The 22,103-nt window shown below is 70.7% G+C and carries 23 protein-coding genes; 11 read left to right on the top strand and 12 right to left on the bottom strand.

What is annotated here, in order from left to right; all coding sequences use genetic code 11:
* Positions 1-18: 18 nt before the first annotated feature.
* The 3 genes from ACFVVM_RS26855 (at position 19) to ACFVVM_RS26845 (ending at position 2,379) form a co-directional block, all read left to right on the top strand.
* On the top strand, positions 19-906 hold the full coding sequence (locus ACFVVM_RS26855; protein ID WP_387623672.1) for an alpha/beta hydrolase: 888 nt from the start codon (positions 19-21) through the stop codon (positions 904-906).
* Between the two features lie 59 nt (positions 907-965).
* Positions 966-1,502 (top strand): NUDIX domain-containing protein, encoded by a 537-nt coding sequence (locus ACFVVM_RS26850; RefSeq protein ID WP_387623669.1) that lies wholly within the window; start codon positions 966-968, stop codon positions 1,500-1,502.
* A gap of 85 nt (positions 1,503-1,587) precedes the next feature.
* Positions 1,588-2,379 (top strand): helix-turn-helix domain-containing protein, encoded by a 792-nt coding sequence (locus ACFVVM_RS26845; RefSeq protein ID WP_387623666.1) that lies wholly within the window; start codon positions 1,588-1,590, stop codon positions 2,377-2,379.
* A 57-nt stretch (positions 2,380-2,436) separates the two neighbouring features.
* Here the strand turns inward: ACFVVM_RS26845 and ACFVVM_RS26840 are convergent, their stop codons facing one another.
* The 5 genes from ACFVVM_RS26840 to cobC form a co-directional block, all read right to left on the bottom strand.
* Positions 2,437-3,126: a hypothetical protein gene (locus ACFVVM_RS26840; RefSeq protein ID WP_387623663.1), complete on the bottom strand. Its 690-nt coding sequence runs from the start codon at positions 3,124-3,126 to the stop codon at positions 2,437-2,439.
* Positions 3,127-3,265: 139 nt separating this feature from the next.
* Positions 3,266-4,483, bottom strand: a complete 1,218-nt coding sequence (locus tag ACFVVM_RS26835) for a bifunctional RNase H/acid phosphatase (protein ID WP_387623660.1) — start codon at positions 4,481-4,483, stop codon at positions 3,266-3,268.
* A complete protein-coding gene (locus tag ACFVVM_RS26830; RefSeq protein ID WP_387623657.1) occupies positions 4,480-5,217 on the bottom strand; it encodes a zinc ribbon domain-containing protein in 738 nt (245 codons plus the stop codon). The genes ACFVVM_RS26835 and ACFVVM_RS26830 overlap by 4 nt, the downstream gene beginning before the upstream one ends.
* Positions 5,218-5,511: 294 nt before the next feature.
* Positions 5,512-6,627: a Nif3-like dinuclear metal center hexameric protein gene (locus ACFVVM_RS26825; protein ID WP_387623654.1), complete on the bottom strand. Its 1,116-nt coding sequence runs from the start codon at positions 6,625-6,627 to the stop codon at positions 5,512-5,514.
* Positions 6,628-6,708: 81 nt separating this feature from the next.
* Positions 6,709-7,860 (bottom strand): Rv2231c family pyridoxal phosphate-dependent protein CobC, encoded by a 1,152-nt coding sequence (gene cobC, locus ACFVVM_RS26820; protein WP_387623651.1) that lies wholly within the window; start codon positions 7,858-7,860, stop codon positions 6,709-6,711.
* Positions 7,861-7,912: 52 nt separating this feature from the next.
* Here cobC and ACFVVM_RS26815 point away from each other — a divergent pair, with 52 nt between their 5' ends.
* Both ACFVVM_RS26815 and ACFVVM_RS26810 read left to right on the top strand, forming a co-directional pair.
* Positions 7,913-8,401 (top strand): low molecular weight protein-tyrosine-phosphatase, encoded by a 489-nt coding sequence (locus tag ACFVVM_RS26815; protein WP_387623648.1) that lies wholly within the window; start codon positions 7,913-7,915, stop codon positions 8,399-8,401.
* Positions 8,401-9,276 carry an SURF1 family protein gene (locus ACFVVM_RS26810; RefSeq protein ID WP_387624329.1) on the top strand — a complete coding sequence of 292 codons (876 nt, stop codon included), beginning with the start codon at positions 8,401-8,403 and terminating at the stop codon, positions 9,274-9,276. Before ACFVVM_RS26815 ends, ACFVVM_RS26810 begins: the two co-directional genes overlap by 1 nt.
* Before the next feature lie 92 nt (positions 9,277-9,368).
* On the opposite strand, the gene ACFVVM_RS26805 is transcribed toward ACFVVM_RS26810, so the two are convergent.
* Positions 9,369-10,292: a cobalamin biosynthesis protein gene (locus tag ACFVVM_RS26805; protein WP_387623646.1), complete on the bottom strand. Its 924-nt coding sequence runs from the start codon at positions 10,290-10,292 to the stop codon at positions 9,369-9,371.
* 114 nt (positions 10,293-10,406) lie between these two features.
* On the opposite strand from ACFVVM_RS26805, the gene sigJ reads away from it, so the two are divergent.
* Complete coding sequence (gene sigJ, locus ACFVVM_RS26800) at positions 10,407-11,336, top strand: RNA polymerase sigma factor SigJ (RefSeq protein ID WP_387623644.1); 930 nt, start codon at positions 10,407-10,409, stop codon at positions 11,334-11,336.
* A gap of 87 nt (positions 11,337-11,423) precedes the next feature.
* Here sigJ and ald read toward each other — a convergent pair whose 3' ends face one another.
* Complete coding sequence (gene ald / locus ACFVVM_RS26795) at positions 11,424-12,521, bottom strand: alanine dehydrogenase (protein WP_387624326.1); 1,098 nt, start codon at positions 12,519-12,521, stop codon at positions 11,424-11,426.
* Positions 12,522-12,610: 89 nt separating this feature from the next.
* Between ald and ACFVVM_RS26790 the strand changes: the two genes are divergently transcribed.
* The 3 genes from ACFVVM_RS26790 (at position 12,611) to ACFVVM_RS26780 (ending at position 14,061) form a co-directional block, all read left to right on the top strand.
* The gene (locus ACFVVM_RS26790) at positions 12,611-13,126 is read left to right on the top strand and encodes a gamma carbonic anhydrase family protein (RefSeq protein ID WP_387623641.1); all 516 of its coding nucleotides are present in this window, start codon (positions 12,611-12,613) and stop codon (positions 13,124-13,126) included.
* A 124-nt stretch (positions 13,127-13,250) separates the two neighbouring features.
* Positions 13,251-13,430 (top strand): hypothetical protein, encoded by a 180-nt coding sequence (locus ACFVVM_RS26785; RefSeq protein WP_387624324.1) that lies wholly within the window; start codon positions 13,251-13,253, stop codon positions 13,428-13,430.
* A gap of 7 nt (positions 13,431-13,437) precedes the next feature.
* Positions 13,438-14,061, top strand: a complete 624-nt coding sequence (locus ACFVVM_RS26780; protein WP_387623639.1) for a TetR/AcrR family transcriptional regulator — start codon at positions 13,438-13,440, stop codon at positions 14,059-14,061.
* Here the strand turns inward: ACFVVM_RS26780 and ACFVVM_RS26775 are convergent.
* Positions 14,055-16,313 (bottom strand): Eco57I restriction-modification methylase domain-containing protein, encoded by a 2,259-nt coding sequence (locus ACFVVM_RS26775; RefSeq protein ID WP_387623637.1) that lies wholly within the window; start codon positions 16,311-16,313, stop codon positions 14,055-14,057. The genes ACFVVM_RS26780 and ACFVVM_RS26775 overlap by 7 nt on opposite strands.
* Positions 16,314-16,493: 180 nt before the next feature.
* On the opposite strand from ACFVVM_RS26775, the gene ACFVVM_RS26770 reads away from it, so the two are divergent.
* Positions 16,494-18,329: a VWA domain-containing protein gene (locus ACFVVM_RS26770; RefSeq protein WP_387623634.1), complete on the top strand. Its 1,836-nt coding sequence runs from the start codon at positions 16,494-16,496 to the stop codon at positions 18,327-18,329.
* Positions 18,330-18,452: 123 nt separating this feature from the next.
* Positions 18,453-19,148, top strand: a complete 696-nt coding sequence (locus ACFVVM_RS26765) for a nitroreductase (protein ID WP_387623632.1) — start codon at positions 18,453-18,455, stop codon at positions 19,146-19,148.
* Positions 19,149-19,227: 79 nt separating this feature from the next.
* Here ACFVVM_RS26765 and ACFVVM_RS26760 read toward each other — a convergent pair whose 3' ends face one another.
* The 4 genes from ACFVVM_RS26760 to ACFVVM_RS26745 form a co-directional block, all read right to left on the bottom strand.
* Positions 19,228-19,692, bottom strand: coding sequence for a winged helix-turn-helix transcriptional regulator (locus tag ACFVVM_RS26760; protein ID WP_387623630.1), 465 nt, complete (start codon positions 19,690-19,692; stop codon positions 19,228-19,230).
* 35 nt (positions 19,693-19,727) lie between these two features.
* Entirely contained in the window at positions 19,728-19,922 is a 195-nt protein-coding gene (locus ACFVVM_RS26755; RefSeq protein WP_387623627.1) for a hypothetical protein, read from the bottom strand.
* Positions 19,923-20,107: 185 nt separating this feature from the next.
* On the bottom strand, positions 20,108-20,449 hold the full coding sequence (locus ACFVVM_RS26750; protein ID WP_387623625.1) for a hypothetical protein: 342 nt from the start codon (positions 20,447-20,449) through the stop codon (positions 20,108-20,110).
* Between the two features lie 136 nt (positions 20,450-20,585).
* Positions 20,586-22,016, bottom strand: coding sequence for an acyl-CoA carboxylase subunit beta (locus ACFVVM_RS26745; protein ID WP_387623622.1), 1,431 nt, complete (start codon positions 22,014-22,016; stop codon positions 20,586-20,588).
* Positions 22,017-22,103 lie beyond the last annotated feature (87 nt).

Here is a 22,103-nt window from a genome sequence, read left to right as displayed (position 1 = left end):
TCGGTACCGTGATCACTCATGGAACGTGTCGACGTCAGTTTCCCTTCGGGTGACCAGCAATGCGCCGCGTGGCTCTACCTGCCCGACGGCGCGCCCCGACCGCGACCGCTGGTGATCATGGGACACGGGCTGGGGGCTACCCGCGAGATGGGGTTGGATCGGTATGCGCGGCGGTTCGTGGCCGCGGGAATGGGGGTGCTCGCCTTCGATTACCGGCATTTCGGGACGAGCGAGGGCGCACCGCGTCAGCTGCTCAACATCGCCAGGCAGCGCGAGGACTGGAAGGCCGCGATCGCCTACGCGCGCAGTATCCGCGGCTTCGACGCCACCCGGATCGCGCTGTGGGGCACCTCCTTCGGCGGCGGGCACGTGCTCGCGGTGGCGCCCGACGACGACTATCTCGCCGCGGTGGTCGCGCAGGTGCCGTTCACCAGCGGGTGGTCCTCGTCGATGGCGAAGGGCCCGATCAGCCTGACCAAGGTCGCCACGATCGCCGTCACCGATGTGCTGTTCGGCCCGATCCGCCGCAAGCCGGTGGGCATCCGGCTGGCCGGGCGCAAGCGGGCCGCGGCACTGATGAGTGCCTCCGACGTGCCGGAGGGCTTCGGCAGGCTGGCCGAGGAGAGTTCGACCTACGAGCCGAAAGTCGCGGCGCGAGTGGCCTTCTCGACTCTGTTCGACGCACCCGGCCGCCGCGCCAAGGCACTGAAAGTCCCGGTGTTCTATGCCATCGCCGAGCACGATTCGATCGCCCCGGCCGCCCCGACCCGCAAGGCCGCCGAGCGCACCAAGCACGCGGTGGTCAAGCAGTACCCGGTCGGCCACTTCGACGTGTACTTCGACGATGTCTTCGAGCAGGTCGTCCGCGACCAGACCGACTTCCTGGTCTCGGTGCTGCGCCCCTGAACGGTGGGCGGTGTCCGAAACCCGCCGGTACGAGGGGATCCGTCGGGCACCATGGGTCCATGGAACAGCTCAGCTCGCGCACGATCTACACGAATCCGTGGCTGCGGCTGCGGGAGGACACCGTTCGGCGGGCCGACGGGTCGGTGGGGATCTACGGCGTGCTCGACAAGGTCGACTGGTCGCTGGTGATCCCGTTCGACGGCAAGGGGTTTCATCTCGTCGAGCAGTTCCGCTATCCCTTGGGCACGCGCTGCTGGGAGTTTCCCGCCGGCACTCCGCCGGAGGGCACCGCCCCCACACCGCTCGAGGTGGCGCACAACGAGCTGCGCGAGGAGACCGGGCTGCGGGCGGGCCGGATGATCCATCTGGGCACCATGGCCACCGCGCCGGCCATCACCAACCAGCGCGGTCACTGTTTCCTGGCCACCGACCTCACCCCCGGCGCTCCCGAGCGCGAACTCGAGGAGCAGGACATGCGCACCGCCTGGTTCTCCCGCGCGCGCGTCGAGGCCATGATCATGCGCGGCGAGATCGTCGATGCCCACACCCTGGCCGCCTTCGGCATGCTCCTCATGCACGAACGCAGCCTGGGTTGAGACCTCCTCCGGCGGGTTCGCGGGCGGACCGCAATGACCTCGGAGGTCATGGCCGGGCGGCGGTCGAGGTCGATACGCTGGCGGCGTGACGGCGACGACGGCAGGTATCGGAGGGTTGCTGCGCGAATGGCGGCAGCGGCGCAAACTCAGTCAGCTCGATCTCGCGCTGACCGCCGACACCTCGTCACGGCACCTGTCGTACCTGGAGACCGGCCGGTCGGCCCCGAGCCGGTCCATGGTGCTGCGCCTGTGCGAGGCCCTGGATGTGCCGCTGCGGGAACGCAATACGCTGCTGCTGGCCGCGGGTTTCGCACCCGCCTACCGGGAGTCGAGCCTCGATGCCGCCGAACTCTCCCCCGCGCGTGCCGCGATCGATGCGATGCTCACCGCGCACGAGCCGTATCCCGCCGTGGTGGTCGACCGGTGGTGGGATGTGGTCGCGGGCAACGCGGCCATGCCGGTGCTGATGACGGGCGTGCCGGACCATCTGCTGAACCCGCGTCCGAACGTCTACCGGCTGGTCCTGCATCCGGACGGTCTCGCGGCACGATTGGAGAACCCGCGCCAGGTCCGCGACCTGTTCCTCGAACGCCTGCGCCGCCAGGTGGCCGCCACCGGTGACGCCCGCCTCCGCGAGCTCCACGACGAAGTGAAAACCTATCCGGTACGCGATGATTCACCCGAGACACCACAGCCGAGCAGCGCGTTCCAGGTGCCCATCCGGATCAGCTCGCCGGTCGGCCCGCTCACCATGTTCTCCACGATGGCCACCTTCGGCGCCCCCGCCGACGTGACACTGTCGGAACTGGCGATCGAATTCTTCTACCCGCTCGACGACGCCACCGCGACCGTGCTGCGGGCCATGGCCGGCCATTGATCCGAACGCACGAGGGGCGCAGCACCGTTCGGCACCGCGCCCCTCGTGTCGGTCCGCTCAGATGGGCCGGAAGCCCGCGCCGACCCCGCCCGCGCGGTCGATCACATCCAGGATGACCTGGATGGGCTGGAAGTAGGCGGGCGAGTGGACCGGGTTGGCACCGCCGGTGCACGGCACGTCGAAGTCGATCGGGCCGAGGCCGGTGAGCCTGCCCTGGTTCATCCCGACCAGACGATCACCCACGACGACCGGGCCGCCGGAATCACCGGGCTGCGAGCAGTACTGGTTGATCGAGGTGCCTTCGAGCTCACCCCACACCACGCCGCAGCTGCGGCCGCTGGTACGTCCGTCGGAGCACACCATGGTGCCCGGCCCCGGCGCGCCGCCGATTCCGGCGACGGTGGTCTCGCCGATGGTGCGCACCGGCAGGACCTTCGACGCATCCAGTTGCAGCACAGCGAAATCCAGGTAGTCACCGTCATCGGAGAACGCGACGGTGCCGATCACGCCCGCGCGCAGCGCCTGCTCGGAGCCGACCCGGGCCCCGGTGGGCGCGCAATGGCCGGCGGTGAGACCGACGAGGCGGCCCGCGTTGTCGTGGCCGATGGCGGTCAACGAGCACCCCGCCTCGTTGTCGAAGACGATGCCGGAGCCCGCGCCGAGCACCACGCTCGGATCGGCCGACACGCTACCGACGCCCGCGGACGCCGTGAGCACCCCCGCGATGGCCGCTGCAACCGCCGCCATCCGTAGAAACCTCATCAAGTACCTTTCTCGATGGCCGCGGCATTCCGCACGCCCGTGAACCTTTCGGGCGCGGGGGCGTTGTCGTTACGCCCGCCGTGAGCCGGGGCGACCGTACCGCGCCCGGGTGCGGGCGGGCCAGCTACAGGTACGAGGTGTCGTTGACCAGGCGCACCGAGGCACCGCCATCGGGATAGAACTCGGCGACGCACAGCGAGGCCAGATCCAGGTGCAGCCGGTACAGCAGCGACGGACCGACGCCCAGCGCCAATTGCAGCAGCGTCTTGATCGGGGTGACGTGGCTGACCGCGACGATGTTCTCGCCCGGATACAGCGCCACCAGATCCCGGCGGACCCCTTCGACGCGCTCGCGCACCTGATCGAAACTCTCGCCGCCGGGCGCGGGAATCGACGGATCGCCCAGCCAGTCACTGTGCAGCTGCGGATCGCGCTGGGCCGCCTCGGCGAAGGTGAGACCCTCCCAGTCGCCGAAATCGGTCTCGGTGAGGCCGTCGAGGATGCGCAACGGAACATCGAGGGCGGTGGCGGCGGCCTCGGCGGTGGAGCGGGCGCGCTGCAGCGGCGAACTCACCACGGCGGCGATATCGCCCTTGGCGGCGAGCATCTTCGCGGCGCGGTCGGCCTGTTCGCGGCCCAGGTCGGTCAGTGGCGGGTTGCCGCGGCCGGAGTAACGGCGTTCCACCGAGAGGGCGGTCTGGCCGTGGCGCAGCAGGAGCAGGCGGGTCGGTCTGCCGATGGCGCCGGTCCAGCCGGGGGCGGTGGTGGATGTGGTCGCCGCGGTCGCCTGGGTGGCCGTTGCCGGAGCGGCGGTCGTCGACGTCGCGGCCGGGGCGGCAGTCGCCGGGGCCGTGGTCGGCCTGGCGGGGACCTCGTCACCGGCAGCGTCCCCGGCGGCGACAGCCTCGCGGACGGTCCCGGTGAGCGTGCCGTCGTCCATGGCCTCGTTCGCCAGCCGGTCGGCGTGGGAGTTCTCGGCGCGCGGGATCCAGGTGAAGCTCACCCGGTCGAACCCGGCGACCAGCGCTCGCGCCTGTTCGGCGAGCGGAATCATCGAGGGGTGCTTGACCTTCCAGCGGCCCGCCAGCTGTTCGACGACGAGCTTGGAGTCCATCCGCACCGCCACCACCCGCGCGCCCAGTTCGGCCGCGGCCGCCAAACCCGCGAGCAGGCCCCGGTATTCGGCGACATTGTTGGTGGCGACACCGATGAATTCCTTGCGCTCGGCGAGCACCCGGACGTGATCGTCGGCGAAGACCACCGCGCCGTACCCGGCCGGACCGGGATTGCCGCGCGAGCCGCCGTCGGCCTCGACGATCACCTCGTGCGGCGCACCGCTCACAGCCCCGATTCCTTGGTGCGCACCATGATCGCGCCGCACTCGGGGCAGCGCAGAACTGCGTCGGGCGCGGCCTTGGCGATGCGCTGCATCTCGCCGCGGTCGATCTCGATCCGGCAGGCGCCGCAGCGGCGGGCCTGCAGCAGGGCGGCGCCGACACCGTGGGCGGCACGCTGCTTGTCGTAGACGGCGAGCAGTTCGTCGGGGAACTGGCCGAGCAGGCCGGAGCGGTCGTTGTCGCAACGGCGCTGCGCCACTTCGAGATCGGCGAGTGCCTCGTCGCGCAGGCGTTCGGCGTCGGCCAGGTCCTGGTCGGCCTTGCTCAGGCGGGCACCCGCGTGGTCGTGGTCGTCGGACATCGCCTCGCGCTGCTCCATCACGGTCAGCAGTTCGTCCTCGAGCACCGAGCGGCGGCGCTCCAGGCTGCCCAGTTCGTGCTGGAGCTCGGAGAGCTGCTTGGCGGCGACGGTGCCCGCGGTGAGCATGCCGCGGTCCCGGTCCTCGCGCTTGCGGACGGCCTCGACCTCGCCCTCGAGCTTGCGGATGTCACGATCCAGATCATCGATGCCGATCTCCACCGCCACGGCCGCGTCCTTGTAGCCGTTGCGCTCGGTCGTCAGCCGCGCGACCTCCTGCTGTTCGGGCAGCGCGTTCCTGCGGTGCGCGATCCGCGTCAACTCGGCATCGACAGCGGCGAGCTGGAGCAGCTTGGACTGGACCGACGGTTCGACATTCAACGCGCACGAACTCCTGAACACTGTGGAGGGATGGATCGATCAACCGTACCGCGCCGCGGGGGTCAACGATGCCATGACCCGAGGACGCGTCCGTGCTCGGGCCGAACCCCGCGCCGTGCGTGACCGGCGACGTCGCTTTGCCCTGGCGCCGAGCTCGGCGGGATCCAGCACGGCTCGTGCTGTGCCTTCCCGATTCGGTCCACCAGAATTGCACCGAGCCTCGCTGAGGGGCGGCGAACGTGCAGGACATGGCCGCGCACAGGCTCGAGTGGCGCACACGGCCGGCGGCCTCGCTCAGCCGGTGACCGTCCACGGGTCGGTGCGCAGGGCGGAGACGCGGGTCGTGACGTCGGGGAGAGCGGTGCGGACGATCTGCTCGGCCTGGGCGCACCAGGGGAACTCGGTGGCCCAGTGGGCGGCGTCGATCAGGGCGGGGCCGCCGCGGCGGAGGTGCTCGTCGACAGGGTGGTGGCGCAGGTCGGAGGTCAGGTAGGCGTCGACGTCGTTGCGGATGGCGGCGTCGAGATAGGAGTCGCCCGCACCGCCGCAGACGGCGACCTTGTGGATCAGCCGGTCGGGGTCGCCCGCGGCGCGCACGCCCCAGACGGTGCGCGGCAGGCCGACGCCGACGCGGGCGGTGAATTCGCGCAGGGTCTCGGGCTGCGGGAGCTCACCGATGCGGCCGATGCCGAGGCTCGACGGCAGCGGCGCCCGTTCGGTGAGGTGGTAGGCCGGTTCCTCGTAGGGGTGGGCGGCGCGCAGGGCGGCCAGCACGGCGAGGCGGCGGGTCGGGGCGGCGACCACCTCGACGGCGTCCTCGGTGACGGTCTCCACCGCGCCCACCGCGCCGATGGCCGGGTTGGCGCCGGGCAGCGGGCGGAACTGACCGGTGCCCGAGGTGTACCAGGCGGCCTCGCGGTAGTCGCCGATCGCGCCCGCGCCCGCGGTGAACAGGGCCGACAGCAGGGCCGCGGTGTGCGTCTGCGGCACCTGGATCACCCATTTGTCCACGGAGGCAACCGGTTTGGGATCGAGCGGGCCGGTGACGGTGAGGCCGACGGCGGCGGCCAGCGCGTCCGAGACACCAGGGTCGGCGGAGTCGGCGTTGGTGTGGGCGGTGAACAGGGCGCAGCCGTGGCGGATCAAGCGGTGCAGCAGCGCGCCCTTCGGGGTGTTCGCCGCGACGGTGTCGACCCCGCGCAGCAGCAGCGGATGGTGCACGACCAGCGCCTGCGCGCCCCAATCGATCGCCTCCTCGACGACGGCGGCGGTGGCGTCGACGGCGAAGACCACCTTGCGCACCTCCTGCGTCGGGTCGCCGCACACGAGCCCGACCGAATCCCACGATTCGGCCAGTTTCGGCGGGTACGCCCCGTCGAGTACCCCGATCAGCTCGGCCAGGTCGGTCACCGTCGCCTCCTTCTTCTCGCTGGAATCGTCGTCATCGATGGTCGGGACAGTGGCGTCGACATCGTCCGGCGCGGCGGTCGTTCACCACAGCGCCGCCCGGACGGCATCGATCAGCTGATCGACCTCGGCCGGTCCGCGGACCGCCACCCGGAGATGGTCGGGGCCGAGGCCGGGGAAAGTATCGGCGCGGCGCACTGCGATGCCGCGGTCGGCGAGGTGTTTGCGCAGCAGGGGTCCGTCCGGGACGCGCAGCAGCAGGAACGGCCCGGTCGCGGGGGTGTGCACGTCGATGCCGAGCGCGATCAGGCGTTCGACCATGGCGGCGCGCTCGGCGGCGATGCGGTGCGCGACCCGGCGGGATTCGGCGACCGCGGCCGGCTCGGCGGTCGCGGTGATCGCCTCGAGCTGCAGGGTGCCCAGCGGCCAGTGCGGGCGGCCTCGCGTCAACCGGGCGAGCACCTCGGGTGCGCCGAGCGCGTAACCACAGCGCAGCCCCGCCAGTGCCCAGGTCTTGGTGAGGCTGCGCAGGACCAGGATGTCGGGGGCGGCGGTCGAGGCCAACGACTCGGGCTCGTCGGCAGCGGCCGACGATGCGAGCGGATCGAGTCCTGTCGACGGCACGTGCGTGGCGCCAACGGCGGGCGCGGTCGCGCCGGTGGGTGCGGTGCGCGGTTGCGGTGGGGTGGGTCCGTGCACCGCGTCGGCGAAGGCCTCGTCGACGACGAGGAGGCGGCCGGGGCGGCGCAGGGCGTGCAGGGTCTCGGCGGGGTGCAGGACGGAGGTCGGGTTGGTCGGATTGCCGAGGACGACGAGGTCTGCTTCTTCGGGGACCAGGGCGGGATCGAGGATGTAGGGCGGGTCGAGAACCACGCGGGTGACCGGGACGCCCGCCTCGCGCAGGGCCAGTTCCGGCTCGGTGAACGACGGATGGACCACCGCGGCCAGGCGCGGGGCCAGGCGCGGGAGCATCGCGAAGCCCTCGGCGGCGCCCGCGAGCAACAGCACGTCCTCGGTCGCGCGGCCGTGGCGGGCGGCGACCGCGGTGCGGGCGGCGTGTTCGTCGTCGGCGCCGGGGTAGCGGCCGAGGTCGTTGAGGCGGGCGGCCAGGCGGGTCCGCAACCAGGCGGGCGGGGCCAGGCCCTGCACGTTCACCGCGAAATCGAGCATCCCCGGGCGCGCTTCCACGTCGCCGTGGTGGCGCAGCATCGCGGGGTCGACCGAGTCCTCGAACACAACTGAACACCCTACGTGGCGCCCGTTCGGCGGCACCGGCGAGAATGGGCGCGTGGATCTACACGTCACGTTCATCTGCACGGGAAACATCTGCCGGTCCCCGATGGCCGCGAAGATGTTCGAGGCGCACCTGTTCCGGGCCGGGCTGGCGAACCGGGTGCGGGTCAGCAGCGCGGGCACCGGATCGTGGCATGTCGGCGATCCGGCCGATCCGCGGACCGAGGCGACCCTGCGCCGGGCGGGCTACGACACCGAGCACATCGCCGCCACCTTCGGTCCCGAGCATCGCGACGCCGACCTGATCGTCGCCCTCGACACCGGCCACGACCGGGAACTGGCCCACCGCGGAGTGCCGACCGAGCAGCGCCGCCTGCTGCGCAGCTTCGACCCGGCCGCCGACGGCAATGACGTACCCGACCCGTACTACGGTGACCAGGCCGATTTCGACCTGGTCCGCGACCAGATCGAAGCCGCCGTCCCCGGCCTGCTCGACTGGGTGCACGCCGCGCTCGCCACCCGCAGCCCCGCCGACGCCCGATGATCCGCAAACTCACCTTCCTGCTGCGCCCGAGCTGGCTGATCCTCGGCGTGATCGTCGTGGCGTTCGCCTACCTGTGCTTCACCGTGCTCGCGCCGTGGCAGCTGAACAAGAACGACAGCACCGAACATCGCAACCAGCTCATCGCCGACTCCGTCCAGGCCGATCCGGTGCCGGTGACCGACATCCTCGACGGTGACGCCGCGACCCACACCGAGTGGCGCAATGTCACCGCGACCGGCAGCTACCTGCCCGAATCGACCGTGCTCGTGCGCCTGCGCCATCTCGGCGGCGCCCCCGGCTACGCCGTGCTGGCCGCCTTCCGCCTCGATGACGGCCGCACCCTGCTCGTCGACCGTGGCCTGGTCGCCGCCGTCGACGGCACCCGTCCGCCCGCCATCACCGAGCCGCCCTCGGGCCCACAGCGCATCGATGCCAGGGTACGCGCCTCCGAGGGCGTCGTCCCCGACAAGGTCCCCAGCACCCAGGACGGCTACCGGCAGGTCTACACGATCGACACCACCCAGGAATCCACCGTCCTCGGCACCACGCTCACCCCCATCCCCACCGGCACCGACAAAGGCGGCTACCTCCAACTCGCCGAGGGCCAGCCCGGCGCCTACTCCCCCACCCCCCTCCCCCAACTCGACGCGGGCCCCTACCTCTCCTACGGCCTGCAATGGCTGGCCTTCGGCATCATGGCCCCCCTCGGCCTCGGCTACTTCGTCGTAGCCGAACTCCGCGCCCGCCGCCGCGACCGCGCGGACCCCGCCCCGGCCGCGCCCACCCCCGCAGCCGGATCCAAGGAGGAGTCGACAACCCCCACCCGGCCGACCACCGAAGCCCGCCTCGCCGACCGCTACGGCCGCAACCACTGACCTGGACCGTCGATCACCAGGCACTGATGGCGTTCACCTCTCGGCCGATACTCACCTGAGCGCCTGGTGATCAACGGTCCAACACGGCGCCGTCACCGGCGCCGAACGACCCACCCCACAACCCCCGCCACCACAACAGCCCCCACCTGCACCGCCTCCGACATCCGCACCGCACGCCGCAGATCCGCACTCGTCGGCGCGGGCCCCTCCCCCAATGTCGGCCGAAGCTCGGCACCGTGCCGGTACTGCGTCCGCCCCCCGAGCTGAACCCCCAACGCCCCCGCCATCGACGCCTCGACCACCCCCGCGTTCGGACTCGGATGCTTGCCCGCATCACGTCGCCAAGCCCGCCATGCCGCCCCAGGAGTGCCGCCGACCAGCGGTGCCAACCCCACCGTGAGCAGTCCGGTGACCCGAGCGGGCACCAGATTCGCCACGTCATCGGTCCGCGCCGCCGCCCATCCGAACCGCTCGTACCGTTCGTTCCGGTACCCGACCATCGCGTCGAGGGTGTTCACCGCCCGATACCCGAGCAAGCCGGGCACCCCCCCCACCGCACCCCACAGCAACGGCGCGACCGTCGCGTCGGAGGTGTTCTCGGCGATGGATTCCAGCGCCGCCCGCGCCAGCCCGTCGGCATCGAGCACCGAGGGATCACGCCCGCACAGCGACGGCAGCAACTCCCGTGCCCCGGCAAGATCGTCGGCGTCGAGCCGATCGGCCATGGCGTGCCCGGCGCGCGCGAGACTGCGCCCGCCCAGCACCGTCCAGGTGGCCAGCGCGGTCGCGAGCAACCCGCCCCGCGCGACGAGGGCGCCGAACGCGACGACCGACCCCACCGCCACGACCTCGTGCGCCACCCCGGCCCGCCGGTCATCGGCGTAGGTCGACCGTTCCAATGCCGATGCCGCCGTACCGAATCCGGCGACCGGATGCCAGCGCCGGGGATCGGCGAACACCCGGTCGAGCACGAATCCCAGCACCAGCCCGCACGCGGTCGATGTCGCCTTCTGCACGGGGCGAGGGTAGCCGGTGGCGGGAATGTCACACCGGGTGCGGCTGGTTCGTCTTCTCTGCGACAGACTTTTCCCATCCCCCGCACCGGGCCGGACAACCGAATGGCGACCACGATGACCGACGCACCGCAGCCCCTCGCTCAGGCCGAACTGGCCCGCCGCTTCGAAGAACACCGCCCGTACCTGCGCCGGCTCGCCTACAGCACGCTCGGCAGCCTCAGCGATGCCGAGGACGTGGTGCAGGACGCCTGGCTGCGGCTGCAACGGCAGTTCGAGGCGGGCAAGGCGGGCGAGATCGACAATCTGCGCGCCTGGCTCACCACCGTCACCGGCAGGCTCGCCCTCGACCACCTCGGCTCCGCGCGCGCCCGCCGCGAGCAGTACGTCGGTGAGTGGCTGCCGGAACCGGAGGTCACCACCTGGGACGATCCCGCCGACCGGATCTCCCAGGACGAGCGGGTCACCACCGCGCTGCTGGTGGTGCTGGAATCGCTCTCGCCCGCCGAGCGCACCGCCTTCGTGCTGCAGGACGTGTTCGGGATGACCGGCCCCGAGGTCGCCGAGGTCGTCGGACGCACACCCGCCGCGGTCCGCCAGCTGGCCTCCCGGGCCCGAAAGCACGTGGAGAGCGGAACACCGCGCTTCCCCGCCTCCCCCGTCGAACAGGAGCGCGTGGTGTCGGCGTTCGCGCTGGCCTGGCGGTCGGGTGACCTGAGTTCCCTGCTCGGCGTGCTCGACGAGAACGTGGTCCTGACCGCCGACGGCGGCGGCAAGGTCCCCGCGGTCCGTCAGCCCATCCGCGGCGCCGAACTCATCGCGAAGATGCTGCTCGGCTGGTACCACGCGCCCTCGGCCGCGAACGGCTGGGGCCGAGCGGTCCTGGTCAACGGCACTCCCGGCCTGGTGGTCCACGACGGCACCAACCTCGGCGTCTTCTCCTTCGTCGTCGACCAGGGCCGCATCACCGCCCTCAACATCGTCCGCAACCCCGACAAACTCCACGACCTCCCCACCGAAGGCGACTGGTCCTTCGGCGACCACTGACCCCGGACCAAGATCACCACGCTCTGGTGGCGTTCGCCGCTCGGCCGATGCCGCCACCACAGCGTGGTGATCAATGGTCCAGGTGAGTTACGCGTCGAGGGGGTAGGCGTGGGCGGCGGCGACCTCGGCGGAGAGGAGTTTGCCGTCCACGGCGGTGAGGCCCGCGGCGAGGCCGGGGTCGGCGGTGCAGGCGCCGCGCCAGCCCCGGTCGGCGATCGCGCGGGCGTAGGGCAGGGTGGCGTTGGTGAGGGCGACGGTCGAGGTGTGGGGTACCGCGCCGGGCATGTTCGCCACGCAGTAGAAGAGCGAATCCGCCACCGGGAAGGTCGGATTCGCGTGGGTGGTGGGGCGGGTGGAGGCGAAGCAGCCGCCCTGGTCGACGGCGATGTCGACGAGCACCGAGCCGGGACGCATCCGGGCGACGAGTTCGTCGGACACCAGTTTCGGCGCCTTCGCACCGGGCACGAGGACCGAACCGATCACCAGATCCGCCGCGCGCACGGCCTTCTCGATCTCCAGCGAATGCGAGGCGAGGGTGCCGACGCGTCCGGCGAAGCGGGCGTCGAGTTCGCGCAGGCGCGCCAGATTCGTGTCGAGCACACTGACCGTCGCGCCCATCCCGACCGCCACACTCGCCGCGTTGGTGCCCGCCACCCCACCGCCGAGCACCACCACATCGGCCGGGCGGACGCCGGGTACCCCACCGAGCAGCACACCGCCCCCGCCCAGCGGAGCCATCAGGTGATAGGCGCCGACCTGGGCGCTGAGCTTGCCCGCCACCTCGCTCATCGGGGCGAGCAGCGGCAGCGAACCGTCCGGCGCGCGGACCGTCTCATAGGCGATCGCGGTGATGCCCGAAGCGAGGATCGCGTCGGTGCACTCCTTCGACGCGGCCAGATGCAGATAGGTGAACAGCACCTGGTCGCGGCGCATCAGCGAATACTCCTGCGCGATGGGCTCTTTCACCTTCAGCACCATCGCGGCCTCGGCCCACACCCGCTCGGCGTCCGGCACGATCCGCGCGCCCGCGCCGCGATAGTCGTCATCGGCGAATCCCGAGCCGGCACCGGCTCCGGCCTGCACGAGCACCTCGTGGCCGTGCGCGACCAGTTCGGTGGCACCCGCCGGCGTCAGCGCCACCCGGAACTCCTGCGGCTTGACCTCCGTCGGGACCCCGACCGTCACGCCTGCACCCGTCATGCGGCCAGCCTATGACGCGCACGGAACGGAGTCAGGCGATCCCCGTTCGCGTGTCGGTGCGCAATAATCACCGCATGATCATCAAGGTGACCGGGTTCGAACCGCAGATCGACGACACCGCGTGGATCGCGCCCAACGCGACCGTGATCGGCCGGGTGCGCCTGGCCGCCGAGGTCGGCATCTGGTACTCGGCGGTACTGCGCGGCGATCTCGAGGAGATCAGCGTCGGCGCCGGAACCAACATCCAGGACGGGTGCGTCCTGCACGCCGATCCGGGCTTCCCGCTCACCGTGGGCACCGGGGTCTCGGTGGGTCACAACGCGATCCTGCACGGCTGCACCATCGGCGACGACGTACTGGTCGGCATGGGCGCGACGGTGCTCAACGGCGCGGTGATCGGCGCGGGCAGCCTGATCGCGGCCAACGCGCTGATCCCCGAGGGCGCGCAGATTCCTCCCGGTTCGCTGGTCGCGGGGGTGCCGGGCAAGGTGCGGCGCGAGCTGACCCAGGGGCAGCGGGACGGGATCAAGCTCAACGCGGCAGTGTACGTGCACAACCTCGCGGCGCACCGCGATGCCGAGGTGTTGTGAACCATCACACTGAGCAAGTGTCCAGTAGGTATACCTGATAACATTTGCCCTGCGTATTGCGTCCGATCATGAGAGTTGCGGTCGGCACCGGATACGCGAGGCAGGAGGTATCACGGTGGCATACATGCAGGCCGGTGTGCACCGAGCGGGGGTACGGCTCAGCGTGGCCGATATCGCCGCCCAGCCGGGCGGAATCGAGGCACTTCGGTGCCGGGTCCACGAATTACGTTCGCGCGGAGTCCACTTCGCCGCCAATGCGATCGAGCAGGAGATGGCCGCGCTGGATCTGGCGCCACGGGGATAATGGGGCGATGCCTACCGTCTCGTCCATCCTCGCGCGGATACTGGAAAAGCCCGTCACCGACGGGGAGAAGCTGCTCGACAGCGCACTGTCGGCGTTTCTGGACTTCGGGATCAAACGCACGAGTATGGGCGAGATCGCGCGGCGCGCCGGGATCAGCCCGGCCACCCTCTATCGACGCTACGAATCCAAGAACGAGCTGGTCGAAGCGGTCGGTGTGCGCGAGGCGCAACGCTATGTGGCCGAGATCGACGAGCGGGTGCGCGCGGTCGCCGATCCCGCCGACCAGATGGTCGAGATCTTCGTCGCGTTCGTCACCACCATCGCGGGCAACGAGCTGTTGCGCAGGCTGCTCGGCACCGAGCCGGAGATGATCCTGCCCCGGCTCACCACCGACGCCGGGCCGATCCTGGCGGTCGGGCGCGGCTATCTCGCCGAGAAACTCCGTGAGCTACCGGTGGGCGCGGGATCGCCCGATTTCGATCCCGATCTGGTCGCCGAGATCATGGCCAGGTTGGCGCTGTCGCTGGCGCTCACCCCGGACGGCCTCATCCCCCTCGACGACGCCGAGGCCGGTCGCGAGTTCGCCCGCCGCACCCTGCTGCCGATGGTCGGGATCCGCAGCGTTCACTGAACGCCGAACGCGGCCGCCACCACCTCGTCGATGCCCGCATCCGGCACGGGCACACCGTCTTCCAGCACCGAACGCACCTTTCTGACGATCTCGGCCGCCGCCGGGCGCGCGGGATCGGGTACCGGCAGGCGCGCCACGTACTGGGTGATCCAGCGGCGCCGTCCCGAATACAGCCGATTCCCGCACACCGCGTCGTAGAACCGCAGTCCCAGCGCCGAATTCGCCACGCCCATCAGCAGATACGCCAGCTCGGTCGCCGCCTTGCCCGCACCGAGATCGGTGAGCGAGATCCAGTAGCAGTCCCCGTTGACCACCGCCCCCGACCGGTCGAGGGCGAATCGCGGCCGCTCGCTGATGTCGGGAAACACCAATTTCGGTGCGCCCCACAGGTGCGGGCGCTGCGGAACCCAGATCTCGAACCACTCGCGACCACTGTCGACCACGTAACGCCGTCCGGCCAGCACCTGCTCGTGGGACCGCAGATAGCCTGCGGCACCGGGGAATTCGGCCAGGTCGATCGGCGTGCGGCGCGGCTGCCGAAGATCGTAGGGATACAGCACCTTGGTACCGCGCGCCATCGCGACCCGCCACGGCTGCAGATCGTGATGAGTGATCAACTGCCGCAACAGCTCCGGCTCGGGCATCGGCTCCATCTGCTCCCACCGATCGGAGATGAACACCCGATCCGCCGTCGTCTTGATCCCCACCCGGATCCGCGCCGCCTCCCCGAAGGAACGCCAGGTCCGCTCGGCTATACGCGCCAGCCACCGATCCACCCCCGGCCGAGACATCCGCCAGGCGGCGTCGGCACGCGACCCCCGCCCCCCACCGGCCCGCCCCGTGCCCGGCGATCGCACCCCCGCCGACAACACTGTCCTCATGTCGGCGCGCAGGGCAGACTCGCCAGTCGAATTCGCCACCACCTCCGCTGACAACAACGCGGCGTTCGACCCACCCGCCGACACTTCCTCCCCGCAACCCCCATCCACCGGCACCGGCATTGCAACACCTGGCCCGGCCACGCCCGGCCCGGCCACGCCTGGCCCGGCCACGCCCGGAACCACCGACCCCACACCCGGCCCAGCGACACCGGGCTCCGCCACACCCAGCTCCGCCACATCGCGCCCCGCCACACCCGGCACCACCAACGCCACACCAGGCTCCGCCACACCGGGCCCCGGCACGCCCGGCACCTGCACTGCCACACCCGGCGAAGCCTCCACCCGCAACGTCGCATTCGCCGACAGCTCACCCGGCGACGACCCGACCGGTCCCGTCACGCCCGGCGACGACCCGACCGGTCCCGTCACGCCCGGCGACGACCCGACCGACCCTGTCACCTCCGGCGACGATGCCACCGGCCCTGTCACCCCTGGCAGCGTCACACCCGACGACTCACCAGGCAGACCGCCGCCCGCCTCGGCATGCCCCGTGCACAGCACCCCCACCTCGACTGCGAAGACCCGCCCACAATCGCGGACCGAGCAGGGTCTGTCACCGGCCAGGGCGTCGAAAAGGTCCGTGTCACAGTCGGGTTCGGTTCCGGGCTCCTCGTATACCGAGACGTAGCGGCAGTCCTGCCGGCATGGGGCACGGGTGGCGACGGTGATGGCGGGCAGGACCGCGGCGGTGAACAGTTTTGTGTCGCCGAGGTCGTAGAGCTCCACGGGGGTGAGGTCGGTGGTCAGGATGTGGCGCAGGTTCGCGCCGGCGCGCGTGGTGAGGAACCGGTTGGCGCACAGGAGGCCGAGGACGCCGTCGGCGGTGAGCAGCCGGGGGGCGACGGCGACGAAGGGGTGGGTGAGGTCGATGCGCCCGCGCAGGCCGAACTGTCTGCTCAGCAGCTGGGCGGTCGCGCCACCCAGCTGCTGGGTGCGCACGTAGGGCGGGTTGGTGATGATCAGGTCGAAGGAGTCGTCGGCGAGGCGGGCCGAGGCGGTGAGGAAGTCGCCCGCCCGGCAGTCGATCTCGACGCCTTCGGCGGCGGCACGCTCGGCGGTCTCGCCGACCGCCCGTCGATCCAGGTCGTACCCGGTCAGTCGCACCGCCATCTCGGGGACGTGGGCGGCGAGTTCTCGATGCACCGCGAGCAGCAGCTCACCGTCCCCGCAGGCCGGATCGAGCACGCGCAACTCCTCGGCGTGGGGCGCGTGCAGCAGCGCCCGTCGCGCCAGGAACCGCGCGAGCTCGGGCGGCGTGTAGTGCCTGCCGTGCCGTTTACGCTCCTGAGCGTCACGGGCGTGCGAAGCCATGCGTTCGATTGTGCCCTGCGACCCGCACCCCGCACCGCAGGCGCGACACCACCTCACCGGCCGAAACGGCGACGCCCATCTCAAACGGTGGGTTGCGCCACCCCGCCGAGGGGTTGGGCGCGTCCACCCCGATGGGTAACGTCTGACCGGTTTCACCCCGCTCCACCGAAGTCGAGGACCATGTCGAGATCCAGCACGCTGACCGCCGCATTCACCGCCGTCGCCCTCACCGTGCTGGCGTCGCTCCTCCCGGCACAGGCTCACGCGAGCCCCGAACAGTACGCCCCGACCATGCTCGTCCTCGACGCCTCCGGCTCGATGGAACGCCCCGACCAGGGCGCGACCATGATGGATTCCGCGAAGAAGGCCGTCCGGAGCTTCGTCGACTCGGCACCGTCCGAGTCCTCGGTCGGGCTCACCACCTACGGCACCGGCACGGGCAACACCGAGGCCGACAAGGCCGCGGGCTGTCGCGACGTGCACGTATTGCAGCCGCCGACCACCATCGACAAGCCTGCGCTCACCACCGCGGTGGACGGCATCGCGGCCAGCGGCTGGACCCCGATGGGACCGGCGCTGCGCGAGGCCGCCGCCGCGCTGCCCGATTCCGGCCCGCGCTCGATCGTGCTCGTCTCCGACGGTGAGGACACCTGCGCGCCACCGGAGGTGTGCGAGGTCGCGCGCGAGCTGAAGCAGCAGGGTGTCGACCTGGTCGTCCACACGATCGGTTTCGCCGTCGACGACGCCGCGCGCGCTCAGCTCACCTGCATGGCGCAGGCCACCGGCGGCAGCTACAGCGATGCCGCCGACGGCGCCGCGCTCGAACGCGTCCTGCCCCGGGTGAGCGCGGCCGCCCTGCGCAACTACCAGGCCACCGGCACCCCGATCACCGGCACCGACAACCACGCCACCGCCCCGCTCGCGCGGCAGGGCCAGTACCTCGACACCATCGGCAGGCAGGAGAAGCGGTACTACGCGGTCGATCTGCCCGCGGGCGCGACCGCCCACTTCACCGGGATCCTCTCCTTCCCGCGCGCGTCGGGCGTCTCCATGACCGAGGACATGAACGCGCTCGGCCTGCGCGTACTCGGCCGCGACGGGGCGGACTGCGATGCCCGTGAACGCGAACTGGAGACCCGCTCCAGCGACGGCGCCGCACTCACCGTCGCCAAGACCTTCGACGGCGCGGCCAAGGAACCCACCGGCGGCGCGTCCGACAAGTGCAAGGGCGCGGGCCGCTACTACTTCGAGCTGGACTGGGACCTCGCGTCCGCGGGCGCACCGGCCCGGCTGCCGTTGGAGATCCTGATCGGGATCGAACCCGGCGTCACCGATCCCGGCCCCGCCGCGGTGACCACGCCGACCACCTTCACCGATCCCGGCGGCCCCGACCAGCCGGTCACCGGCGGTGGCTCGTTCACCGTCGCCGCGACACTGGACGGCAGCGGTCGCTACACCGACACCGTGCAATCCGGCGAGTACGTCTTCTACCGGGTGAAGCTCGACTGGGGCCAGGGCCTGGCCTACCGCGTCCACTTCGCCGAGACCGGCGGCGCGAACCGCACCGCGGCCTCGAACGTCACGACGACGCTGTACTCCCCGCTGGGCAGGGAGATCGACAGCGACACCAACGCCTACTCCGGCAGATCGAGCACCGAACTGAGCGCGGCGTCGGTGCCGGTCCGCTACGCCAACCGCGAGGTGACACAGAATTCGGTGCAGCGGCAGTCGGTGGCCGGCTGGCACTACATCGCGGTCAAGCTGGGCACACCGTTGGGCGCCGACGCTTTGCCGCCGACACCGGTCCAGCTCGACGTGACCGTGGCGGGCGATTCCGAGCCGGGGCCGACCTATGCCAGCGGTGACAGCGATGTCCTCGGCGAGGCCGAACAGCCTGTCGCCGTGGACGATTCACCAACGACGCGCTCTTGGACCGCGTACGCGCTCGCGGGGTCGGGCGTGGCACTGCTGGCCGGAATCGGCATCGCGATCTGGATCGTGCGACGCCGGGCCTGAACCGGGCCGACGTCCGCCGACGCCGAACTCGACGGCGTCGGCGGGTTCCGCGCGGGGTACCCCGGCTGTTAGATTGGTCTCGAAATGGGACTAGTTCCCGTGACCGACCGAGGGAGCCGCGCGATGGCGCCGACCGACCACCACAGCAGCGATTTCGCCACCCTCCAGCGGCTGGCCGACGAGCGCTGGACCTGTCGCCAGTTCCGCCCGGAGCAGGTGGACCGCGCCACCATCGAACAGCTGCTCCGCCTCGCCCAGCGCACGCCCTCGTGGTGCAACACCCAGCCGTGGCAGGTCGTCGTCACCGAAGGCGAGGGCACCGAACGGCTCCGCAAGGAACTGCTCACCCACATCCAGACCACCGGCACCGCACCGGATTTCGAGTTCCCCGCCCAGTACGCGGGGGTGTACAAGGACCGTCGGCGCGAGTGCGGTTTCCAGCTCTACGACAGTGTCGGCATCGCCAAGGGTGAGCACGAGAAGACGATGCGCCAGATGGTGCGCAACTTCGAATTCTTCGACGCCCCGCACGTCGCGATCGTCACCTCCGAGGCCGATCTGGGCGTCTACGGCGCCGTCGACTGCGGCCTGTGGCTGGAGAACTTCCTCCTCGGCGCCCAGGCCCTCGGCCTCGGCGCCGCTCCCCAAGCCGCCCTGGCCTCCTACGCCCCGTTCCTGCACGACTACTTCGACCTGCCCGTTCACCGCAAGGTCGTCTTCGGCGTCTCCTTCGGCCACCCCGACCGAGACCACCCCATCAACACCTTCCGCACCCACCGCGCTCCCCTGGAGGACCAGGTCACCTGGCACACGGCCTGATCAAGATCATCAGGCACTGGTGACGGGCGGCTCTCGGCCGATACTCACACCAGAGCCTGGTGATCAGGCGTCCAGATTTCTACGCGGGGCGGGACGCCTCGGTGAGACCGGGGCCGGGCTCCGGGACGATGTCGCGGGCGGTGATCTCGGTGTCGCAGGCGTCGCAGGTGAGGTGGACGTGGGCTTCGCCGGTGCAGTCACGGTGGCGGTATTCGACCGGGGGGCCGTCGGGGGCCATGTAGGTGTCGCCCCAATCGCGGATGGCCATGAGGATCGGGTAGAGGGCGTGGCCCTTCTCGGTCAGCCGGTATTCCTCGTAGGCCCCGTCCTCCACGGGCCGCTTCACCAGGATCCCGTGCTCGATCAACCGGTCAAGCCGGTCCCCCAGCCGGCTCCGCGAAATCCCGAGTGCCCCCTGGAACGCGTTGAACCGCCGCACTCCGGCAAAGCAGTACTTCAGGATCAGCAACGTCCACCGATCCCCGAAGATCACCAGCGGCCGCGTGATCGAACACGGGACGTCGGCCAGCTCTTCGTAGCGCACCCAGCCATTATGCGCGCAGACCGCGCGCCACGGACCTACCGCCCGCGACGACGCAGCTCAGCCGCCTGCGCCCGCATCGCACCGGCGACGAGTTCGCGCCCCTCGTGCACGAGATCGACCACCTCCCGAGTGGTACTGCGCCCGGCATCCCCCAGAATGTCGGCGATGGTGACACCAGTCCGACGCACCGCGACGGACAACTCGTCGAACAGTTCCTTCCGATAGCTCACCGCGCACCACCCATGACGACGCTGTCGGTGAACATCTCCCGACCGAGTTCGGATACACGCATCGACGTAAGACTCCTTCGGTAACGGCCATTCCGCAGCTCAACTGCCCGTTCAGTGTACGACCGTGCACTGAACAGAAACAACCCTTCCGGTCTGCGAAACGGCCGGAAGCAACCCGCTACCGCCTACTGCTGGCGCCGTGCCCGACGCTCCAGCCTCCAGGCCAGCACCTCGCCGAGCGGCGCATCCGGCAGCTTCCGCCACTGCGCCCACTTCGAGCGGGTCGCCAGCAGTTCGAGCTCGTATCGCTCGGCCATCTCCAGTTCGACCGGTCCGCGCGCCGCATCCAGAACATTCTCACGATGTCGATCGACGCGATTCAGCATCCGCTTCTTGCGCGGGATGTTCTTGCGCGAACTCTTGTCGTTCTCCCTGTAGACGTTGCGACGATCCTTGGCGTAGCTCAGCGCCTTCTTCTCCTGCGGACTCCGCCGAACCACCGATCTGCCACCCTCTCGCGCCTGCACGGAGGACAGATTACGGACCGCCCGGTCCGGTCGCACCCGAATATCGCTGCGCCGGAAACCAGCCGACCCAGCGAAACGGCCGCCGCTGCCTCCCGATGCGGAGGACGGCGGCGGCCGGGTCGACGTGGTTATCGCGTCAGAGCGGGATGTTCTTGTGGTGGCTCTTGCGGGCCGGGGCCGAGGCGAGGGCGGCGGCGATGATGCTGCGGGTCTTGGCCGGGTCGATGACCTGGTCGACGACGCCGATCGCGACCGCGCGTTCGACACCGCCCGCGATCTGCTCGTGTTCGGCGGTCAGGCGCTCGTGCAGGGCCTCGCGCTCGTCTTCGGGGGCAGCGGCCAGTGCCTTCTTGTGCAGGATGCCGACGGCGGCCTTGGCGCCCATGACGGCGACCTCGGAGCCGGGCCAGGCGTAGACCGCGGTCGCGCCGAGGGCGCGGGCGTTCATGGCGATGTAGGCGCCGCCGTAGATCTTGCGGGTCACCAGGGTGACGCGCGGGACACGGGCCTCGGCGAAGGCGTGCAGCAGCTTCGCGCCACGACGCACGACACCCTCGAGCTCCTGGCCGACACCGGGCAGGTAGCCGGGCACATCGGTGACCACGACCAGCGGGATACCGAACGCGTCGCACAGGCGCACGAAACGCGACGCCTTCTCGGCGCTCTCGGAGTTCAGGCAGCCACCGAGGCGCAGCGGATTGTTGGCCAGCACGCCGACGGTGCGACCACCGAGACGACCGAGGCCGGTGACCATGCTGCGGGCGTACCCACCCTGCAGTTCCTCGAAGGAGGACTCGCCGTCGACATTGTCGAGCAGCTCGTGCAGGATCGGCTTCACGTCGTAGGCGCGCTTGGCCGACTCCGGCAGCATCGCCTTGAGGTCGACATCGCCGTGCTCGGCCGCGACCAGGTCGAACTCGCCCTGCTCGGCGAACATCGAGACCAGCCGACGCGCGCGGTGCAGCGCGTCGGCCTCGTCGTCGGCGGCGATGTGGCAGACGCCGGACTTCTTGAAGTGTGTGGTGGGACCACCGAGGGTCGCCATGTCGACGTTCTCGCCGGTCACCGAGCGGACCACGTCGGGACCGGTGACGAACACCCGTCCCTCGGGCGCCATGATGACGACATCGGTCAGGGCGGGGCCATAGGCCGCACCGCCCGCGGCGAAGCCGAGGACCACCGAGATCTGCGGAACGAGGCCGGACGCGCGGACCATGGCCTCGAAGACCAGCCCTACCGCGTGCAGCGCCTCGACACCCTCGGCCAGCCGAGCGCCTCCGGAGTGCCACAGGCCGACGACCGGGATACCGGAATCGATGGCGGTGTCGATCGCGTCGACGATGTGCTTGCAGCCCTCGACACCCATCGCGCCGCCCATGACGGTGGCGTCGGAGCAGTAGGCGACGGTGCGCACACCGTCGACCTCGCCGATGGCGGCGAGGACACCGGAGCGGTCCCGCGGATGCAGCGGCAGGATCGTACCGGGGTCGAAGAATCGTTGGAGCCGACCGAGTGGGTCACGTGGATCGGTCGTCGCGTCCTGAAACGCGGGAGCAATGATTGTCATCGCGTTCACTCCTACCTTCGTTGAGTATCTCGCCGCTGCGCGGCTGCGTATGGCGAACCACGGCGGGGGTCGAGCCATTCAGTTGGC

The organism is Nocardia sp. NPDC058176 (assembly GCF_042883805.1).
GTDB lineage: Bacteria > Actinomycetota > Actinomycetes > Mycobacteriales > Mycobacteriaceae > Nocardia.
The sequence above is the reverse complement of the archived record's forward strand: the minus strand, read 5'-3'. Positions and strand labels throughout refer to the sequence as shown.